Here is a 17,300-nt window from a genome sequence, read left to right as displayed (position 1 = left end):
TTTTTATTGTTTTTATGATTTTTTAAAAATTTAGTCTGTCTAACAATTAGATCATTTTGGCCAATACTTTCAATGACTTCCACTGTTTGAAGGCGACTTGATCACACCAAATAATCATTGGTTTTGTACGTGCATGCTGAAAATACACCACGATATACACTTGATGATCAATAATATGACTGATTTGCACACGCTGTGGCTGACCGTACTTGGTCAAGGTCCAATCACGACCATCCAGATATTCCAGCGCACTAATATTGGGGCGCCGGCGATAAAATAAAGCATAGATGACCAAGCCCAATAGCAGAAACACACACCAAAGCCAGATGGCTAAAACCTGATAGAGCAAGGTCATTAAAACCGCAAAAATGGCAAACTGAAACACTAGCGCTATCAGACTAGGTTTCAGCTGAAAATGACGCTTATCCATGAACGTAGTGTTTTAACTTCTGAATAAAATCACGTAATTCTGGGCGTGGCGGTTCACTTACTTCCATAAACCAATCCAATAAATCTGGATCTTCCTGCGCAACCAACTCTGCAAACATGTCTTTTTCAAATTGATCTGCTTGCAAGTAGTAATTTTTTACGTAGGGATCAAAATACACATCAATTTCTTTTAAACCGCGTCGCGCACGGTAAATTACTTTGCGTTCTTCCAAGCTGATGTCATCAGTCATCGCATTCCCCAATGTTAGATTTAAACGCCGTTATTTTACCTTATTCAGCCCTGTTAATTGACACCTTTTCACAAGATTGACCGAAAGCATCAGTAAATTTTCTGCAATTGAGCATTCAGCACATTGCTGACAACTGTACATTCTTATAATTTTCAAATACACGCACACACAATAAGGATAATTCACATGCAATCTGGAGCGATTCGCCCTATTCTCAATATGCTACCGCGCAAACTGTTTAATGCTGATCATGAAGCATTCCGCGATACTGTACGCAAATTTTATGAAAAAGAAGTTGTGCCAAATATTGAAAAATATGAACAACAACAACATGTGGATCGCGATATATGGAATAAAGCAGGTGCGCTAGGTTTATTGTGTACCACCATGCCTGAAGCCTATGGTGGCTCTGGGGTAGACCGTCTGTACAGCATGATCTTGATTGAAGAACAAGCCTATGCCATGGATTCTTCAACAGGTTTTTCTCTGCATTCAGATATTGTGGCCAATTACATTTATAATTTTGGTAATGAACAACAGAAGCAATTTTGGTTACCTAAAATGACCACTGGCGAAACAGTTACCGCCATTGCGATGACTGAACCAGGCACAGGTTCAGATTTACAAGCTGTACGTACAACCGCCGTACTAGATGGCGACGACTATGTTATTAATGGCTCTAAGATTTTTATTACCAATGGTTATCTATGTGATATGGCCATTGTGGTATGTAAAACAGGTCACTCTGAAAAAGGTTCTGCAAACTTATCCTTAATTTTAGTTGAAGCAGATCGCGTAGGCTTTAGCAAAGGCAAGCCACTCAACAAAATCGGCATGAAAGGTCAAGATACCTGCGAACTGTTTTTTGATAACGTGCGTGTACCTAAAGAAAACTTACTGGGTATGGAAGGCATGGGCTTTATGATGCTAATGAAAGAGCTGGCTTGGGAGCGCATGTTGGTCGCAATTATTTGCCAAGCAGGTGCAGAAGCGTCTTTTGCACATACCGTCAAGTACACCAAAGAGCGTAAAGCTTTTGGCAAAGCAATTGGGAGCTTCCAAAACAGTCGTTTTACACTCGCTGAATTGCGTACTGAAATTGACTTCTGTCGTGCCTACTTAGACCGATGCATGGAGTTACAACTCAAAGAAGAACTCGGCATTGATGCAGCAGCAGCGGCCAAATACAAAATTTCAGAAATGTTCTCAAAGGTTGTAGATGAGTGCCTACAGCTCCATGGTGGCTATGGCTATATGCTTGAATATCCAATTGCACGTGCCTATATCGACAACCGTGCAAATCGAATCTACGCAGGAACCAATGAAATTATGAAAGAATTAATTTCACGTACGCTCTAATCTCTAAACCCCTAGCCTATCCTGCTACAGCAACGCAATTCGTTCAGCGTTGCTGTTCTCATTTTACAAGTAACTATGATTAAAACAGCTCATTGAGAAATTCTTGAATAATCTGCAAAACCAGCTCAGGTTGCTCTTTATGCGGTAAATGATGCAACCCTTCTAAAATATGCATTTCAGCGCGACCATCAACACCATCAAATAATTGCTGTGCTTGATTTATACTGCCGTATTCGTCTAATTCACCATGAATAATCAAGCTTGGACAGCTTACTTTTGGCAAGACTGTGGCCAAATTCCAGCTTTGAAACTCAGGTGCAAGCCAGGTTTCCGTCCATGCATCTAATACCCACTGTGCCTTCTGTGGATGGTATTTCTCTAAGCGTTCCAATTGACCTGCTTGTTGAAAACCTTTTTTTGCAAGCATGATCCCCTGCACTGTTTGCTCTTCTACTTCAAACTGGGCTGCAATACTCACTAAACCTACACAGCGCTCTGCTTCTTGAGCCGCAATGGCAAATGCCATAGCACCACCCACACTATGCCCCATCACCACAAAATGTGAGAGCTGAAAATAGTCAATCACAGCCTGAAAAGCCTGCTGTGCTTCACTGAGCACAAAGTCCAGTGCAGGTAAGGCCATACATGCATCAGACAATCCAAAGCCTAAACGATCATAGGCATAGACTTTACGCTTTGAAAGATGTGCCAATTGCGCAGGTAAATCTCGCCATAAACCCACACTTCCTAAAGAATCGTGTAACAAAATTATGGGTGCCAATTCAGCATTTACATCAACCGATTGCCAAGAACGCGCGTTTAATAACAAAGTGCCAAAAGGCACTTGATAATGCTGTGTTTGAATATCCATTACACTACTTCGATTTATGTCCTACATACATCTTGTCCGAATCTATACTTAAGGCAAAGTTAAATTACTGAACGCAGAATTCATAAAAAAAGGAGCTCTTAGAGCTCCTTCTCATATCCAGCTTATAATGAAGTGATTTTAATACCTCATAAAATTCTCTTAAGAGACTAAACGAGGCTTTGTCACTGAAGCAGCTGATTTCTTACTGAATTTGAGCACACTATCTTCAAAACCAGCTTTTTTCAACGCTTTACGATCTGCCAAATAGTTATTGGTTACACGCCATGGTCCACTCTTACCTTGTTTCGGCATGACATCCGCAGCACGCGCAATATAACCAGAGCTGAGACTTCCCATCACCGTATCTTGCTCAATTTGTGTTGCATCGCCTTGTGGTAAAACTTCGTTATAGCCTTTCTCATCCATATAGTTCAGCAAACGACAGATATATTCAGCAGCAATATCCACTTTTAAAGTCCAAGACGCATTAATATAGCCAATAATTAGCGCCATATTTGGCACATCACTGACCATCACACCTTGATATAGCATATGCTGAGAAGTGTTCAATGGCTTACCATCAATCGTCGCTTTAATTCCACCTAAAATTTGAATATTTAAACCTGTCGCAGAAATTACAATATCTGCATCTAAATGTTTACCAGACTTCAACTGAACACCTTTGGCAGTAAACTTCTCAATTTGATCCGTTTCTACACTTGCACGGCCTTCACGCAAAATCTTAAATAAGTCACCATCTGGAACAACACATAAACGCTGATCCCAAGGATTATATTTAGGCGTAAAGTGTTTCATATCCACCTTACCCTTTAACTGCATTTTAATAGATTGCAATAAGAATTTGCGAAGCAACTCAGGCTGCTTTTGAGCGACTGCATATACAGCACGCTGCACACCAATATTACGTGCACGTGTTAATTTATAAGCCAAATCTTCAGGCAACACTTTACGCATTTTGTCATAGATCATATCCACCGAAGGAATAGATGCAATATAGGTTGGCGAACGTTGTAGCATCGTTACATGACCAGCGCCACCCTTAGACATTGCTGGTACGAGGGTAATTGCAGTTGCACCACTACCAATGATGACTACTTTTTTGCCTTTGTAATCTAAATTTTCAGGCCAATGCTGTGGGTGAATAAACTGACCTTTAAATGCACTTTGATTTGGAAAATCAGGTTGAAAACCTTTGTCATAGTTGTAATAGCCCGTACATCCCACGACAAAATTTGCAATCCAAGTTTCTTTTTTATTGTCCGCATTTTCAATTTCAACTGACCATTTTTTCGTGTTCGAGTCATAATTTGCACTCAGCACACGATGCTGAAAATGAATTTTCTGTGCCAACTGATTTTCGTCAATAACTTCAGACAAATACCCTTTAATTGAAGCACCGTCAGCCAAAACACTGGCCTTTTGCCAAGGTTTAAAATTAAAACCAAAAGTTGACATGTCCGAATCTGAACGAATACCAGGATATTTAAATAAGTCCCACGTACCACCAAAACTTTCACGACGTTCAATAATTTCAAATGAACGCTGCGGGCAATTCTTTAATAAATGCGCTGCAATACCAATACCAGAAATACCAGCACCAACAATCAGAATATCAACTTGCTTTTCCATATTGTTCTTTTAACCTATCTCAGTTTTATGGTTTTATTAAAGCACATATTTGACAATACGCAATGTCAAGTTTGATAAAATTTGATAAATTCCGTGTCATTTAAGGACAACACTTATTTTTGTCTAATAATTTTTAGGCAAAAAAAGACCGGCTAAAAGCCGGTCTTTCTTAGAACAACTAACGCTATTCTTGTGCGAAATTATTTAACTTCGCGATCTACAAGCTCAACGTAAGCCATCGGTGCAGCATCACCCGCACGGAAGCCCGCTTTAAGAACACGTAGATAACCGCCGTTACGTTCTTTGTAACGAGGGCCAAGAACGGTAAACAATTTACCAACAGTTGCTGCTGAACGAGTACGAGCAAACGCTAAACGGCGGTTTGCAACAGTATCGTTTTTAGCTAAAGTGATTAAAGGCTCAGCAACACGGCGAAGTTCTTTCGCTTTAGGCAAAGTTGTTTTAATTAACTCATGCTCAACTAAAGCATTTGTTAAGTTTTGGAACAACGCCTTACGGTGACTGCTTGTACGGCCTAATTTCACACCACTATTACGATGACGCATGGTGATAGTCCTACTTAATTAACGGCTACGATAGGCAAAGCGGTCGTCCATGCGTAAACTAGCTGGTGGCCAGTTTTCTAAACGCATGCCAAGCTGCAAGCCTTTCGAAGCTAGAACATCTTTAATCTCAGTCAACGATTTTTTACCTAAGTTAGGAGTTTTTAACAACTCAACTTCAGTACGTTGAACAAGATCGCCAATGTAGTAAATATTTTCTGCTTTCAAACAGTTAGCAGAACGAACAGTAAGCTCTAGATCATCTACTGGACGAAGCAAGATTGGATCAACTTCTTCACGAGGTTCTTGAGCAACTGGCGCTTGATCTTTCTGAAGATCAACAAAGATTGCAATTTGTTGTTGCAAGATTGTTGCCGCTTTGCGGATCGCTTCTTCTGGATCTACAGTACCATTTGTTTCAAGATCAATGATCAGTTTATCAAGATCTGTACGTTGTTCTACACGAGCGTTTTCCACTGTGTAAGACACACGTTTAATAGGGCTATAAGAAGCATCTAATTGTAAACGACCCACTGGGCGAGTTTCGCCTTCTGGGAAGCGTGAATCAGAAGTCTCGTAACCACGACCTTGAGAAACTTTCAGGCGCATCTTAAGATTGCCTGTAGCACTTAGAGTGCCGATCAAGTGTTCAGGGTTAACCACTTCAACATTATGAGGTAAACGAAGGTCAGCGGCAGTTACGTCGCCAGGACCTTGTTTCTCTAATGTCAAATAAGCTTCATTTTGATCGAACAGCTTAATAGACAATCCTTTTAGGTTCAGCAAGAGCTCGACGATGTCCTGCTGCAAGCCTTCCAAAGTACTGTACTCGTGCTCGACACCTTCAATTTCAACTTCAACCACAGCAGCGCCAGGTAAAGAAGAAAGTAGGATGCGACGTAAAGCATTACCAAGAGTATGACCAAAGCCACGCTCTAAGGGTTCTAGAATAACTTTTGCCGAGGTCCCGCTTGCCGCTTCGACCTTAATCGCTTGCGGAGTTAGAAACTCATTTGCAGTACGCGTCATTATTGCTACCTCAAGGATTATTTAGAATACAATTCTACAATCAAGCTTTCGTTGATTTCAGCAGGTAAATCAGAACGATCTGGAGCAGCTTTGAACGTACCTTCCAATTTAGAATGGTCAATTTCCATCCAAGAAGGAATGCCACGTTGAGCAGCTAATTCAACTGCGTTTTTGATACGCAATTGTTGTTTAGCGCCTTCGTGAACTGCAATCACGTCACCAGCTTTAACTTGGATAGACGCGATGTTAACGCGACGGCCATTTAAAGTGATAGAACGGTGAGATACAAGCTGACGAGCTTCTGCACGTGTAGAACCAAAACCCATGCGATAAACAACGTTATCTAGACGGCTTTCAAGCAATTTCAACAAGTTTTCACCAGTTGCGCCTTTAACACGAGCAGCTTCTTTGTAGTAGTTACTAAATTGACGTTCTAAAACACCGTACATACGACGTACTTTTTGTTTTTCACGTAATTGTAGTGAATACTCAGATTGTTTGCCACCACGAGCGCCGCCATGTTGGCCAGGTGCTTTAGCAGCTTTTTTTGTTTTGACGTCAAATGGTTTTACGCCAGATTTTAATTGCAGGTCTGTCCCTTCGCGGCGAGAGAGTTTGCATTTTGGACCAATATAACGAGCCATGAATGTTTCTCCTTACACGCGACGTTTTTTAGGTGGACGGCAACCGTTGTGCGGGATTGGCGTCACATCGGTAATGCTGTTAATTTTATAACCCACTGCACCTAAAGCACGAACCGCAGATTCACGACCTGGACCAGGACCTTTTACAAGGACGTCCAAGTTTTTCAAACCGTAGTCTAAAGCTGCTTTACCAGCAACTTCAGCAGCTACCTGAGCAGCGAACGGAGTTGATTTACGTGATCCACGGAAGCCTTGTCCACCAGAGGTAGCCCAAGCCAGTGCATTACCTTGACGATCGGTAATAGTCACAATGGTGTTATTAAAAGAAGCGTGAATGTGTGCAACACCTTCAGAGACGGTACGAGTGACCTTCTTGCGTGTGCGAGTATCTTTAGCCATCTTTTAGCTTCCAGAAATCTTATTTCTTAATAGGTTTGCGCGGACCTTTACGGGTACGTGCGTTAGTTTTGGTGCGTTGACCGCGGACAGGCAAGCTGCGACGATGACGAAGACCGCGGTAGCAGCCTAAATCCATTAAACGTTTAATGTTCATGGAAATTTCGCGACGTAAGTCACCTTCGGTAGGAACCTTAGCAACTTCTGCACGAATCGCATCAAGCTGAGCGTCATCTAATTCACGAATCTTAGTTGTAGTAGCGATACCTACAGTAGCTAAGATGTTCTTAGCAGTGTGGCGACCTACACCAAAGATGTACGTTAGAGAGATAACAGCATGCTTGTTATCCGGAATGTTTACACCGGCAATACGAGCCATTCAATTTTCTCCAAAAAGGCAGTTAAGATAATCAACCGCCCCACAAAAATCTTGAGGGGCGGATAATAACCTAATTAGCCTACTGAAATCAACAGGTCTTGATCAGATTAACCTTGACGCTGCTTATGACGAGGTTCAGCGCTACAAATTACGCGAATAACCCCATTACGACGGATAACTTTACAGCTACCACAAATTTTCTTTACAGAAGCTTGTACTTTCATGATGAAACCTCAAGTGCGCTTATCCCTTAGGATGAGCAGTCGTTTTTCTCATTAATGATTGATTATCGTACTGATGCGATGTGAGATGAGCTTGTAGCTGAGCCATAAAGTCCATCACAACAACCACTACGATCAGTAAAGACGTACCACCTAAGCTGAATGGAATACCAAACGAACTTTGTAGAATCATCGGCATTAAACAGATGATTGTGATATAAATCGCACCGATAAAGGTCAATCGATTGAGAATATGATCTAAGTAACGAGCAGTTTGCTCACCTGGACGAATACCAGGCACATAAGCTCCGCTGCGTTTTAGGTTCTCTGAAACTTCTTTAGGGCTAAATACTAGCGCAGTATAGAAATAACAGAAAAAGATAATTAACGCACCAAAGAGCACCAAATACAACGGCTGTCCAGGCGACAAAACGAGTGCCAAATCTTGTAGGCCACGCTTAATAAAACCAGCATCAACATCATGACTACCTACCCACTGACCTAAGCTCGCAGGAAATAATAGCAATGAACTTGCAAAAATCGCAGGAATCACACCCGCCATGTTAATTTTTAACGGCAAATGTGTCTGTTGTGCTGTAAATACACGACGACCTTGTTGTTTTTGAGCATAGTTTACTGGAATACGACGTTGCGCTTTCTCAATAAACACAATTGCTGCCAATACTGCAATCGATAATACAGCAAAAACTGCCAAACCAATCATACTTGATTGACCATTATCGATAGAAGTAAATGATTGCAGAACCAAGTTCGGCAAACCTGCAACAATACCAGCGAAGATGATCATGGAAATACCATTCCCCACCCCACGCTCGGTAATTTGTTCACCCAGCCACATTAAGAACATTGTACCTGCAACTAAAGATGTTACAGCGGGAACGTAAAATGCAAGACCAGAAGTCAAAGTAATATTTTGACTAATTAGACCCGCACACATCCCGATCGCTTGCACAAGTGCAAGGAACAACGTGCCCTGACGTGTATATTGGTTAATCTTACGCTTGCCTTGTTCGCCTTCTTTTTTCAAAGCTTCAAGCGAAGGAACCACAGTTGACATCAACTGCACGATAATCGATGCAGAGATGTATGGCATGATCCCTAGAGCAAGAATTGACATCCGCTCTAATGCACCACCTGAAAACATATTAAACAAACCAAGGATCGTGCCTTGGTTTGCATTAAAAAGGTTTTCAAGCGCAACATTATTAATGCCCGGTACTGGTATATGCGCTCCTAACCGAAAAACCAACAACGCCCCGATGAGGAACATCATACGACGAATAATTTCACGGTATTTCACATGAAATGGTTGACCTTTCATCATGTTAACATGACCTGACGAGCTAGGAGACATAGACACTGGGGATTACTCCTCGACTTTGCCGCCAGCAGCTTCTAGAGCAGCTTTAGCGCCTTTAGTCAATGCAACACCTTGTACAGTGAATGCACGAGTAATTTCACCAGAAAGTACGATACGTGCACGAAGCATGTCTTTACGTACAACGTTAGCAGCTTTTAAAGTTTCTAGAGACACGATGTCGCCTTCAACTTTAGAAAGTTCTGATAAACGTACTTCAGCAGTTTTCAAAGCCATTTGGCTAGTGAAGCCGAATTTAGGCAAACGACGATATAACGCTGTTTGACCGCCTTCGAAACCTGGACGTGTACCACCGCTCTTACGCGAGTTTTGACCTTTGACACCACGGCCACCAGTCTTACCAACGCCAGAACCGATACCACGGCCTAAACGAAGGTTATCACGTTTAGCACCTTCTGCAGGTGCAATTGTATTTAAACGCAGAGTCATGGCTTATTCCTCTACACTAACCATATAGTAGACTTGGTTGATCATACCACGGTTAGAAGGTGTATCTAGCACTTCTACAGTATGACCAATACGACGCAGACCTAAACCTTTAAGGCTAAGCTTGTGATTTTTCAAGCGATGCGATGAAGATTTAGTCTGGGTAACTTTAATCGTTTTCATGATTGATTACCCTTGAATTTGTTCAACAGTAAGACCACGTTTCGCAGCAACCTTCTCAGGAGAAGTCATATCACGCAGACCGTTAAAAGTCGCGTTTACAACGTTTGCAGCGTTAGTAGAACCGTAGCATTTAGTCAATACATTGCGTACGCCAACAGCTTCTAAAACTGCGCGCATTGCACCACCAGCGATTACACCAGTACCTTCAGAAGCAGGCTGCATGTAAACACGGCTAGCGCCATGACGAGCATTGATAGGGTGCTGAACAGTACCATCAACAAGGTCAACAGTAATCATGTTGCGACGAGCCGCTTCAAGTGCTTTAGAAATAGCAGCTGGAACTTCACGTGCTTTACCACGACCAAAACCTACGCGACCATTACCATCACCCACAACAGTTAATGCTGTGAAAGAGAAGATACGACCACCCTTAACAACTTTGGCTACACGATCAACGGCAACCAGCTTTTCAACAAGACCTTCGTTTTGTTCAACTTTAGCCATGATTAGAACTCCAAGCCGTTTTCACGAGCAGCATCAGCCAAGGCTTTGATACGACCATGATATTTAAAACCAGAACGGTCAAATGCAACTTTAGTAACACCAGCTGCTTTAGCACGCTCTGCGATTAAAGCACCTACTTGTTTCGCTGCTTCAACGTTACCAGTTGTACCTGCACGTAAAGTAGCATCTAAAGTAGAAGCTTGAGCTAATACTTTGCCACCATCTGCTGAGATAACTTGAGCATAGATGTGACGCGGTGTGCGGTTTACACACAAGCGAGTCGCACCCAATGCACGAATGTGCAAGCGTGTGCTTTTCGCACGACGCAAACGGGATTGTTTCTTTTCGTTCATAAGAACCTCGCGCCTTATTTCTTCTTAGCTTCTTTACGAAGTACAACTTCGTCAGAATAACGAACACCTTTACCTTTATAAGGCTCTGGTGGACGGTAGCCACGGATTTCCGCAGCAACTTGACCTAAAGCTGCTTTGTCAGCAGATTTAAGGATAATTTCAGTTGCAGTTGGAGTTTCAGCAGTCACACTTTCAGGAAGTGCATAATCAATTGGGTGTGAAAAACCAAGGTTAAGGTTAACAACGTTACCTTTAACCGCAGCTTTGTAACCAACACCAATCAATTGTAACTTGCGTTCGAAGCCTTCGCTAACACCTTTTACAAGGTTGTTTAAGACAGCGCGAGCAGTACCAGCTTGCATCCAAGCGTCTTTCGACTCTTTAACTGGAGCAACTTGAAGTTTACCTTCTTCCTGTTTAAGCTCGACCAGCGCATGCAGGTTGAAAGACAAAGTACCTTTAGTGCCTTTCACTTCGACCTGCCGGCCGTTCTGAGTAACTGTTACACCGTTAGGTACAGTTACTGGGGCTTTAGCCACACGAGACATGAGGAATCACCTATTAAGAAACAAAAGCAATAACTTCACCACCGATGCCCGCAGCACGTGCAGCGCGATCAGTCATGATGCCTTTGCTTGTAGAAACAATTGCAATACCTAAACCTTGCTTAACGCTAGGAAGTGCATCTTTACCGCGGTATTGACGTAGACCTGGACGGCTTACGCGTTTCACAGTTTCGATAACTGGTTTGCCTTCGAAATATTTTAACGTAATTGTTAAAGTTGCTTTGCCTTCAGCGTCTGCAACTTCTACGTTAGAGATGTAACCTTCTTGTTGAAGTACGTTTGCAATAGCAACCTTCAACTTAGAATTAGGCATAGAAACAGTTTGTTTCTTCGCCATTTGTGCGTTACGAACACGTGTTAGCATGTCGGCAACGGTATCTTGCATACTCATTTATAGTGCTCCTTACCAGCTTGCCTTAACAACGCCAGGTACATCACCTTGCATTACTGTATCACGTAGTTTGTTACGGCTTAGACCGAACTTACGGAAGTAACCATGAGGACGACCAGTTAAACCACAACGGTTACGCAGACGTACTGGAGACGCATTACGTGGTAATGCTTGTAATTTCATCATCGCTTCGAAACGCTCTTCGTCGCTTGCATTTACATTTGCAATCGTAGCTTTTAATTCAGCACGTTTTGCAGCAAATTTAGCAACAGTAGCTTCGCGTTTCAATTCGCGATTAATCATACCTTTCTTAGCCATATCGACCTCTTATTTGAACGGGAAGCCGAATGCACGCATAAGCGCACGGCCTTCGTCATCGGTGCGAGCAGTCGTAGTGATGGTAATATCCATACCACGAATACGATCAATCTTATCAAAATCGATTTCAGGGAACATGATTTGTTCCTTAAGACCCATTGAGTAGTTACCACGACCATCAAATGATTTCGCAGAGAAACCACGGAAGTCACGGATACGTGGGATCGCGATAGAGATCAAACGGTCTAAGAATTCGTACATTTGTTCGCCGCGTAAAGTAACTTTACAACCGATCGGCCAACCATCACGGATTTTGAAACCAGCGATAGATTTACGAGCTAATGTAAGAACTGGTTTTTGACCAGCAATCGCTTGCATATCTGCAAGAGCACCATCAAGGAGTTTTTTGTCAGCAGAAGCTGCGCCAACACCCATGTTGATCGTGATTTTAGTAATGCGAGGAATTTCCATCACATTTTTAACGTCTAATTGCTCTTTTAACTGAGCTTTTAGTTCGTCGTTGTAACGCGTTTTAAGTCTGGCCATAGCCTAAATCAACCTATTACTTCGCTGCCGCCACTGATTCACCAGATGACTTGAATACGCGAGTTTTCACGCCTTCAACTACTTGGTAACCAACACGGTCAGCCTTTTGGGTTGCAGCATTAAAAATTGCCACGTTAGAAATATGAAGCGAAGCCTCTTGAGTTACGATGCTACCTTCAGCGCCCGTAGCACGGTTTGGCTTTTGGTGCTTCTTAACTAAGTTAAGGCCTTCAACCTTCACTTGGTCATTCGAAACAGACAATACAGTACCCTGTTTGCCTTTTTCTTTACCTGCGATCACGATTACTTGATCGCCTTTTTGAATCTTAGCCATGATTGCCTCTTATAGAACTTCAGGAGCCAGTGAAATAATTTTCATGAACTGTTCAGTACGAAGTTCACGTGTCACTGGTCCAAAGATACGAGTAGCAATTGGCGCTTTGTTGTTGTTCAAAATAACAGCTGCGTTATCGTCGAAACGAATAACTGAACCGTCTGCACGGCGGATGCCGAACTTTGTACGTACAACAACAGCATTCATCACATCACCTTTTTTAACGCGTGAACGTGGAATTGCTTCTTTTACAGTAACTTTAATAATGTCGCCAACAGACGCATAACGACGATGTGAACCACCAAGTACTTTAATACATTGTACGCGGCGAGCACCACTGTTGTCTGCTACGTCGAGCATACTTTCGGTCTGAATCATTGCCCTACTCCAAAACCGAGCATCACCGGTCACAAATTCGAAAGGCTCAAAGAGTACTCGAATTTGACCGATGATGCAACTAGAACGTTAATTACTCAGCAGCTGCTTCAATAACTTCAACTAGAGTCCAAGACTTAGTTTTAGAAACTGGGCGGCTTTCTTTGATAGTTACAACGTCGCCGATTTTAGCAGTGTTGTTCTCATCATGAGCATGTAATTTTGTTGAACGGCGGATTGATTTGCCATACAACGGGTGTTGAACACGGCGTTCGATAAGCACAACGATAGACTTGTCCATCTTGTCGCTTACTACTTTGCCTGTTAACGTGCGGACTGTATTTTCACTCATTGTCCGTTCCCCTGTTTTTCGGTAAGGAGGGTCTTAATACGAGCAATTGTTTTACGAGTAAGCGCAACTTCGTGCGATTTACCCAATTGACCAGTTGCTTTTGCCATACGAAGACGGAATTGGTTAAGCTGTTGCTCATCAAGCAAAGCTGTCAACTCTTCTACCGACTTTTCACGTAGATCATTAGTTTTCATTACATTACCGTCCGAGTCACGATAGTGGTTTTAAACGGAAGTTTAGCAGCAGCAAGTTTAAATGCTTCTGTTGCCAACTCGTCGCTAACACCATCAATTTCGTACAAGACTTTACCTGGTTTGATTTCGCAAACCCAGTATTCCACAGAACCTTTACCTTTACCCATACGAACTTCTAATGGTTTATTAGTAATTGGTTTGTCTGGAAAAACACGGATAAAGATCTTACCACCACGCTTAATACGACGGCTGATTGTACGACGCGCCGCTTCAATTTGACGTGCAGTCATACGACCACGTTCGATTGATTTAAGTGCGATTGTACCGAAAGATACTGAGCTACCGCGATGTGCAAGACCAGTGTTACGGCCTTTTTGCACTTTACGGAATTTCATACGTTTAGGTTGTAACATGGATTATTCTCCTTTTTCAGCAGAACGATCATTGCGACGACCACGACGCTCTTGACCTTCACCACGACCACGACCACGTTTAGCTGGACGCTCTTCTGCAGGAGCTGGGTTCATGACTTGTTTCATGCCACCCAAGATCTCGCCACGGAAGATCCAAACTTTAACACCGATCGTACCGTAAGTAGTCTCAGCACGCATAGTTGAGTAGTCGATATCAGCACGTAAAGTATGTAGAGGTACACGACCTTCACGATACCATTCTGTACGAGCGATCTCAGCACCACCTAAACGGCCTGATACTTCAACTTTGATACCTTTAGCACCAGCACGCATAGAGTTTTGTACCGCACGCTTCATAGCACGACGGAACATAACACGTTTTTCTAATTGAGAAGCAATTGCTTCAGCAACTAGACGAGCGTCTAAGTCTGGGCGATCGATTTCATTGATACTAACTTGCGCAGGAACACCCATAATAGCTGTTAATTCGCGTTGTAGTTTCTCAATGTCTTCGCCTTTTTTACCGATAACGATACCTGGACGAGCAGTGCTAATAGTAATTTTAGCAGCGCCTGTAGGACGTTCGATAAGAATATTGCTGATCATTGCATTCTTAAGTTTTTTAGTTAAAAACTCACGAACCTGCAAATCTTTAAGCAAGTATTCAGCGTATTGTTTCGGACTCGCATACCAGTTAGCGTTATGACGTTTCACAACACCTAGGCGGATACCGATTGGATGAACCTTCTGACCCATATCAAACCCCTACCTTAACGGTGATGTGACAAGTACGCTTAGTAATACGATCTGCACGGCCTTTAGCACGTGGCAAAATACGTTTAAGGCTCATGCCTTCGTCAACGTAGATCGTAGAAACTTTAAGATCGTCTACATCTAAACTGTTATTGTGTTCAGCGTTTGCAATCGCAGACTCTAATGCTTTCTTAACTAAAACTGCAGCTTTTTTATTGCTGAAAGTTAAAATGTTAAGCGCATGTGCAACAGATTTACCGCGCACAAGGTCTGCAACCAAACGTGCTTTTTGTGCCGAGATAGCGGCACCGCGTAATTTAGCAGTTACTTCCATCATAGCACCTATTAACGTTTAGACTTCTTGTCAACACCGTGACCACGATAGGTACGAGTTGGCGCGAATTCACCTAGTTTATGACCAACCATGTGTTCAGATACGATTACTGGAACATGGTTACGGCCATTGTGTACAGAAATTGTTAGACCAACAAAATCCGGTAAGATCATCGAACGACGCGACCAAGTTTTGATCGGCTTACGGTTATTAGCCGCGATAGCCGCTTCAACCTTAGCGAACAAGTGCGCATCGACGAATGGGCCTTTTTTCAGAGAACGAGGCATTGTCAGATTCCTTTACTTGTTACTTAACGCGACGGTCGCGAATGATCATCTTAGTCGTACGCTTATTGGTACGTGTTTTGTACCCTTTAGCTTTTTGACCCCATGGGCTTACAGGTTGAATACCTTTGTTACGCCCTTCACCACCACCGTGTGGATGGTCTACTGGGTTCATCGCCATACCACGAACGGTAGGACGAACACCACGCCAGCGCGATGCACCAGCTTTACCCAATGAACGAAGGTTGCTTTCTTGGTTAGAAACTTCACCAAGAACTGCACGGCATTCAACGTGTACTTTACGCATTTCGCCTGAACGTAGACGAATGATAGCGTAAGAACCGTCACGACCTAACAACTGAGCAGAAGTACCAGCAGAACGTACTAATTGTGCGCCTTTACCGATTTTAAGCTCGATGTTGTGAAGTGTAGAACCGATTGGCATGTTGCGAAGTGGTAAGCAGTTACCTGGACGAATTGGAGCATCGTTACCAGATTGTACTTGATCACCAGCGCGAAGGCCTTTAGGTGCAATGATATAGCGACGTTCACCGTCAGCATATTTCAATAAAGCAATATGAGCTGTACGGTTAGGATCGTATTCAATACGTTCAACTACAGCTGGGATGCTGTCTTTGTTACGTTTGAAGTCAACGATACGGTAGTGCTGTTTATGACCACCACCAACGTGACGAGTCGTAATGTGACCGTTGTTGTTACGACCACCAGTACGTTTTTTAGCTTCTACCAACGGAGAGTACGGTGCGCCTTTGTGAAGGTGATCATGAACCACTTTCTCTACAAAGCGACGTCCTGGAGACGTTGGCTTACATTTTTGAATCGGCATAATTTTCGTCCTTATTCCGCTGCGTTTTCAGCGGTATCGCCCAAGTCAGCCATTTCAACATCTTGGCCAGCTTTCAGGGTGACGTATGCTTTTTTAACATCAGAACGACGTCCTAATGTTTTACCAAAGCGTTTTGTCTTACCTTTAGTGATCGTTGTGTTAACTTTAACAACTTGAACACCAAACAGTTGCTCAACTGCTTTTTTGATTTCAAGTTTGTTTGCATTTAATGCAACTTTGAAAACTTGAACACCAGCAGTTTCGCCTAAAACTTGTGCTTTTTCTGAGAATACAGGTCCTTGTAGGACTTGATATAAACGTTCGTTGTTCATCCGAGTTCTACCTCAATTTTCTTAGCAGCAGCTACAGACATAACAACTTTATCGAACGCGATCAAGCTAACAGGATCGATTGCAGCAGCATCAACAACATCCACGTGTGGAAGGTTGCGCGCAGCAAGGTATAGATTCTCATCTACAGCTTCTGTAACGATCAATGCGCGAGTTGCATTTAAGTCGTTAAGTTTTGCAAGCAATTCTTTAGTTTTTGGAGCTGCAACAGCAAACTCTTCAACCAATACCAAGCGATCTTGACGAACAAGTTCAGCTAGGATGCATTGCATAGCACCGCGATACATTTTACGGTTTACTTTTTGAGACCAGTCTTGTGGACGAGCAGCAAAAGTTTTACCACCGCCAACCCAGATTGGGCTACGAATAGAACCAGCACGAGCGCGGCCAGTACCTTTTTGACGGAATGGTTTTTTACCACCGCCAGAAACGTCTGCACGAGATTTCTGAGCTTTAGAGCCTTGACGACCACCAGCTAAGTAAGCTGTAACTACTTGGTGAACAAGAGCTTCGTTAAAGTCACGACCAAAAGCAACTTCAGATAACTCAACAGCAGAGCCGGAAACAGTATTTAAATTCACAATAT

General features: G+C 42.8%; 30 protein-coding genes and 1 pseudogene. 1 reads left to right on the top strand and 30 read right to left on the bottom strand.

Going from position 1 to position 17,300, the window contains the following annotated elements; translation table 11 throughout:
• Positions 1 to 46: 46 nt before the first annotated feature.
• Together C9E88_RS02420 and C9E88_RS02415 are read right to left on the bottom strand one after the other, a co-directional pair.
• Entirely contained in the window at positions 47 to 430 is a 384-nt protein-coding gene (locus C9E88_RS02420; RefSeq protein ID WP_106984051.1) for a protein YgfX, read from the bottom strand.
• The gene (locus tag C9E88_RS02415) at positions 423 to 680 is read right to left on the bottom strand and encodes an FAD assembly factor SdhE (protein WP_106984050.1); all 258 of its coding nucleotides are present in this window, start codon (positions 678 to 680) and stop codon (positions 423 to 425) included. Before C9E88_RS02415 ends, C9E88_RS02420 begins: the two co-directional genes overlap by 8 nt.
• 186 nt (positions 681 to 866) lie before the next feature.
• Here C9E88_RS02415 and C9E88_RS02410 point away from each other — a divergent pair, with 186 nt between their 5' ends.
• Positions 867 to 2,039 (top strand): acyl-CoA dehydrogenase family protein, encoded by a 1,173-nt coding sequence (locus tag C9E88_RS02410; RefSeq protein WP_106984049.1) that lies wholly within the window; start codon positions 867 to 869, stop codon positions 2,037 to 2,039.
• A gap of 79 nt (positions 2,040 to 2,118) precedes the next feature.
• Here the strand turns inward: C9E88_RS02410 and C9E88_RS02405 are convergent, their stop codons facing one another.
• The 28 genes and pseudogenes from C9E88_RS02405 to rplD all read right to left on the bottom strand — a co-directional run bounded on the left by C9E88_RS02405 (position 2,119) and on the right by rplD (position 17,295).
• Positions 2,119 to 2,910, bottom strand: a complete 792-nt coding sequence (locus tag C9E88_RS02405) for an alpha/beta fold hydrolase (RefSeq protein ID WP_106984048.1) — start codon at positions 2,908 to 2,910, stop codon at positions 2,119 to 2,121.
• A gap of 159 nt (positions 2,911 to 3,069) precedes the next feature.
• The gene (locus C9E88_RS02400) at positions 3,070 to 4,560 is read right to left on the bottom strand and encodes a flavin-containing monooxygenase (protein ID WP_106984047.1); all 1,491 of its coding nucleotides are present in this window, start codon (positions 4,558 to 4,560) and stop codon (positions 3,070 to 3,072) included.
• A 200-nt stretch (positions 4,561 to 4,760) separates the two neighbouring features.
• Positions 4,761 to 5,126 (bottom strand): 50S ribosomal protein L17, encoded by a 366-nt coding sequence (rplQ, locus tag C9E88_RS02395; protein WP_004641032.1) that lies wholly within the window; start codon positions 5,124 to 5,126, stop codon positions 4,761 to 4,763.
• A gap of 18 nt (positions 5,127 to 5,144) precedes the next feature.
• A complete protein-coding gene (locus C9E88_RS02390; protein WP_106984046.1) occupies positions 5,145 to 6,152 on the bottom strand; it encodes a DNA-directed RNA polymerase subunit alpha in 1,008 nt (335 codons plus the stop codon).
• A 17-nt stretch (positions 6,153 to 6,169) separates the two neighbouring features.
• Positions 6,170 to 6,796, bottom strand: a complete 627-nt coding sequence (gene rpsD, locus C9E88_RS02385) for a 30S ribosomal protein S4 (protein WP_004691294.1) — start codon at positions 6,794 to 6,796, stop codon at positions 6,170 to 6,172.
• Positions 6,797 to 6,808: 12 nt separating this feature from the next.
• Positions 6,809 to 7,195 (bottom strand): 30S ribosomal protein S11, encoded by a 387-nt coding sequence (rpsK, locus tag C9E88_RS02380; protein ID WP_001040166.1) that lies wholly within the window; start codon positions 7,193 to 7,195, stop codon positions 6,809 to 6,811.
• Between the two features lie 19 nt (positions 7,196 to 7,214).
• Positions 7,215 to 7,571, bottom strand: coding sequence for a 30S ribosomal protein S13 (gene rpsM, locus C9E88_RS02375; protein ID WP_106984045.1), 357 nt, complete (start codon positions 7,569 to 7,571; stop codon positions 7,215 to 7,217).
• A 107-nt stretch (positions 7,572 to 7,678) separates the two neighbouring features.
• Positions 7,679 to 7,795: a 50S ribosomal protein L36 gene (rpmJ, locus tag C9E88_RS02370; RefSeq protein ID WP_000867907.1), complete on the bottom strand. Its 117-nt coding sequence runs from the start codon at positions 7,793 to 7,795 to the stop codon at positions 7,679 to 7,681.
• Positions 7,796 to 7,814: 19 nt separating this feature from the next.
• Positions 7,815 to 9,134 carry a preprotein translocase subunit SecY gene (gene secY / locus C9E88_RS02365; RefSeq protein WP_171501790.1) on the bottom strand — a complete coding sequence of 440 codons (1,320 nt, stop codon included), beginning with the start codon at positions 9,132 to 9,134 and terminating at the stop codon, positions 7,815 to 7,817.
• A 45-nt stretch (positions 9,135 to 9,179) separates the two neighbouring features.
• The gene (gene rplO / locus C9E88_RS02360) at positions 9,180 to 9,620 is read right to left on the bottom strand and encodes a 50S ribosomal protein L15 (RefSeq protein ID WP_106984043.1); all 441 of its coding nucleotides are present in this window, start codon (positions 9,618 to 9,620) and stop codon (positions 9,180 to 9,182) included.
• 3 nt (positions 9,621 to 9,623) lie between these two features.
• Positions 9,624 to 9,800 carry a 50S ribosomal protein L30 gene (gene rpmD, locus C9E88_RS02355; RefSeq protein ID WP_081406804.1) on the bottom strand — a complete coding sequence of 59 codons (177 nt, stop codon included), beginning with the start codon at positions 9,798 to 9,800 and terminating at the stop codon, positions 9,624 to 9,626.
• A 6-nt stretch (positions 9,801 to 9,806) separates the two neighbouring features.
• Positions 9,807 to 10,304 carry a 30S ribosomal protein S5 gene (gene rpsE, locus C9E88_RS02350; protein WP_004786901.1) on the bottom strand — a complete coding sequence of 166 codons (498 nt, stop codon included), beginning with the start codon at positions 10,302 to 10,304 and terminating at the stop codon, positions 9,807 to 9,809.
• A gap of 2 nt (positions 10,305 to 10,306) precedes the next feature.
• A complete protein-coding gene (rplR, locus tag C9E88_RS02345; RefSeq protein WP_106984042.1) occupies positions 10,307 to 10,657 on the bottom strand; it encodes a 50S ribosomal protein L18 in 351 nt (116 codons plus the stop codon).
• Positions 10,658 to 10,671: 14 nt separating this feature from the next.
• Positions 10,672 to 11,205, bottom strand: a complete 534-nt coding sequence (rplF, locus tag C9E88_RS02340; RefSeq protein ID WP_106984041.1) for a 50S ribosomal protein L6 — start codon at positions 11,203 to 11,205, stop codon at positions 10,672 to 10,674.
• A 13-nt stretch (positions 11,206 to 11,218) separates the two neighbouring features.
• Positions 11,219 to 11,614: a 30S ribosomal protein S8 gene (rpsH, locus tag C9E88_RS02335; protein WP_053579514.1), complete on the bottom strand. Its 396-nt coding sequence runs from the start codon at positions 11,612 to 11,614 to the stop codon at positions 11,219 to 11,221.
• 12 nt (positions 11,615 to 11,626) lie between these two features.
• Positions 11,627 to 11,932 (bottom strand): 30S ribosomal protein S14, encoded by a 306-nt coding sequence (rpsN, locus tag C9E88_RS02330; protein ID WP_106984040.1) that lies wholly within the window; start codon positions 11,930 to 11,932, stop codon positions 11,627 to 11,629.
• A 9-nt stretch (positions 11,933 to 11,941) separates the two neighbouring features.
• Positions 11,942 to 12,478, bottom strand: coding sequence for a 50S ribosomal protein L5 (gene rplE, locus C9E88_RS02325; protein ID WP_106984039.1), 537 nt, complete (start codon positions 12,476 to 12,478; stop codon positions 11,942 to 11,944).
• 16 nt (positions 12,479 to 12,494) lie between these two features.
• Positions 12,495 to 12,812, bottom strand: a complete 318-nt coding sequence (gene rplX / locus C9E88_RS02320) for a 50S ribosomal protein L24 (RefSeq protein ID WP_106984038.1) — start codon at positions 12,810 to 12,812, stop codon at positions 12,495 to 12,497.
• 9 nt (positions 12,813 to 12,821) lie between these two features.
• Positions 12,822 to 13,190, bottom strand: a complete 369-nt coding sequence (gene rplN / locus C9E88_RS02315) for a 50S ribosomal protein L14 (RefSeq protein ID WP_106984037.1) — start codon at positions 13,188 to 13,190, stop codon at positions 12,822 to 12,824.
• 91 nt (positions 13,191 to 13,281) lie between these two features.
• On the bottom strand, positions 13,282 to 13,539 hold the full coding sequence (rpsQ, locus tag C9E88_RS02310) for a 30S ribosomal protein S17 (protein WP_106984036.1): 258 nt from the start codon (positions 13,537 to 13,539) through the stop codon (positions 13,282 to 13,284).
• Positions 13,536 to 13,733, bottom strand: a complete 198-nt coding sequence (gene rpmC / locus C9E88_RS02305) for a 50S ribosomal protein L29 (protein ID WP_005012982.1) — start codon at positions 13,731 to 13,733, stop codon at positions 13,536 to 13,538. Before rpmC ends, rpsQ begins: the two co-directional genes overlap by 4 nt.
• Positions 13,733 to 14,146, bottom strand: coding sequence for a 50S ribosomal protein L16 (rplP, locus tag C9E88_RS02300; protein ID WP_106984035.1), 414 nt, complete (start codon positions 14,144 to 14,146; stop codon positions 13,733 to 13,735). Before rplP ends, rpmC begins: the two co-directional genes overlap by 1 nt.
• A pseudogene (gene rpsC, locus C9E88_RS02295) lies at positions 14,125 to 14,902 on the bottom strand (30S ribosomal protein S3). The gene rplP and the pseudogene rpsC overlap by 22 nt, the downstream one beginning before the upstream one ends.
• Before the next feature lies 1 nt (position 14,903).
• On the bottom strand, positions 14,904 to 15,233 hold the full coding sequence (gene rplV, locus C9E88_RS02290; protein WP_106984033.1) for a 50S ribosomal protein L22: 330 nt from the start codon (positions 15,231 to 15,233) through the stop codon (positions 14,904 to 14,906).
• Positions 15,234 to 15,244: 11 nt separating this feature from the next.
• Positions 15,245 to 15,520, bottom strand: a complete 276-nt coding sequence (gene rpsS, locus C9E88_RS02285) for a 30S ribosomal protein S19 (protein WP_004281508.1) — start codon at positions 15,518 to 15,520, stop codon at positions 15,245 to 15,247.
• A 19-nt stretch (positions 15,521 to 15,539) separates the two neighbouring features.
• Positions 15,540 to 16,364 (bottom strand): 50S ribosomal protein L2, encoded by an 825-nt coding sequence (gene rplB / locus C9E88_RS02280; protein ID WP_067762915.1) that lies wholly within the window; start codon positions 16,362 to 16,364, stop codon positions 15,540 to 15,542.
• Between the two features lie 11 nt (positions 16,365 to 16,375).
• On the bottom strand, positions 16,376 to 16,696 hold the full coding sequence (gene rplW, locus C9E88_RS02275; protein ID WP_106984032.1) for a 50S ribosomal protein L23: 321 nt from the start codon (positions 16,694 to 16,696) through the stop codon (positions 16,376 to 16,378).
• The gene (gene rplD / locus C9E88_RS02270) at positions 16,693 to 17,295 is read right to left on the bottom strand and encodes a 50S ribosomal protein L4 (protein WP_106984031.1); all 603 of its coding nucleotides are present in this window, start codon (positions 17,293 to 17,295) and stop codon (positions 16,693 to 16,695) included. The genes rplW and rplD overlap by 4 nt, the downstream gene beginning before the upstream one ends.
• Positions 17,296 to 17,300: the final 5 nt, after the last annotated feature.

It is taken from the genome of Acinetobacter cumulans (assembly GCF_003024525.3).
Lineage (GTDB): Bacteria > Pseudomonadota > Gammaproteobacteria > Pseudomonadales > Moraxellaceae > Acinetobacter > Acinetobacter cumulans.
This window is presented reverse-complemented; position numbering and strand designations above follow the sequence as displayed.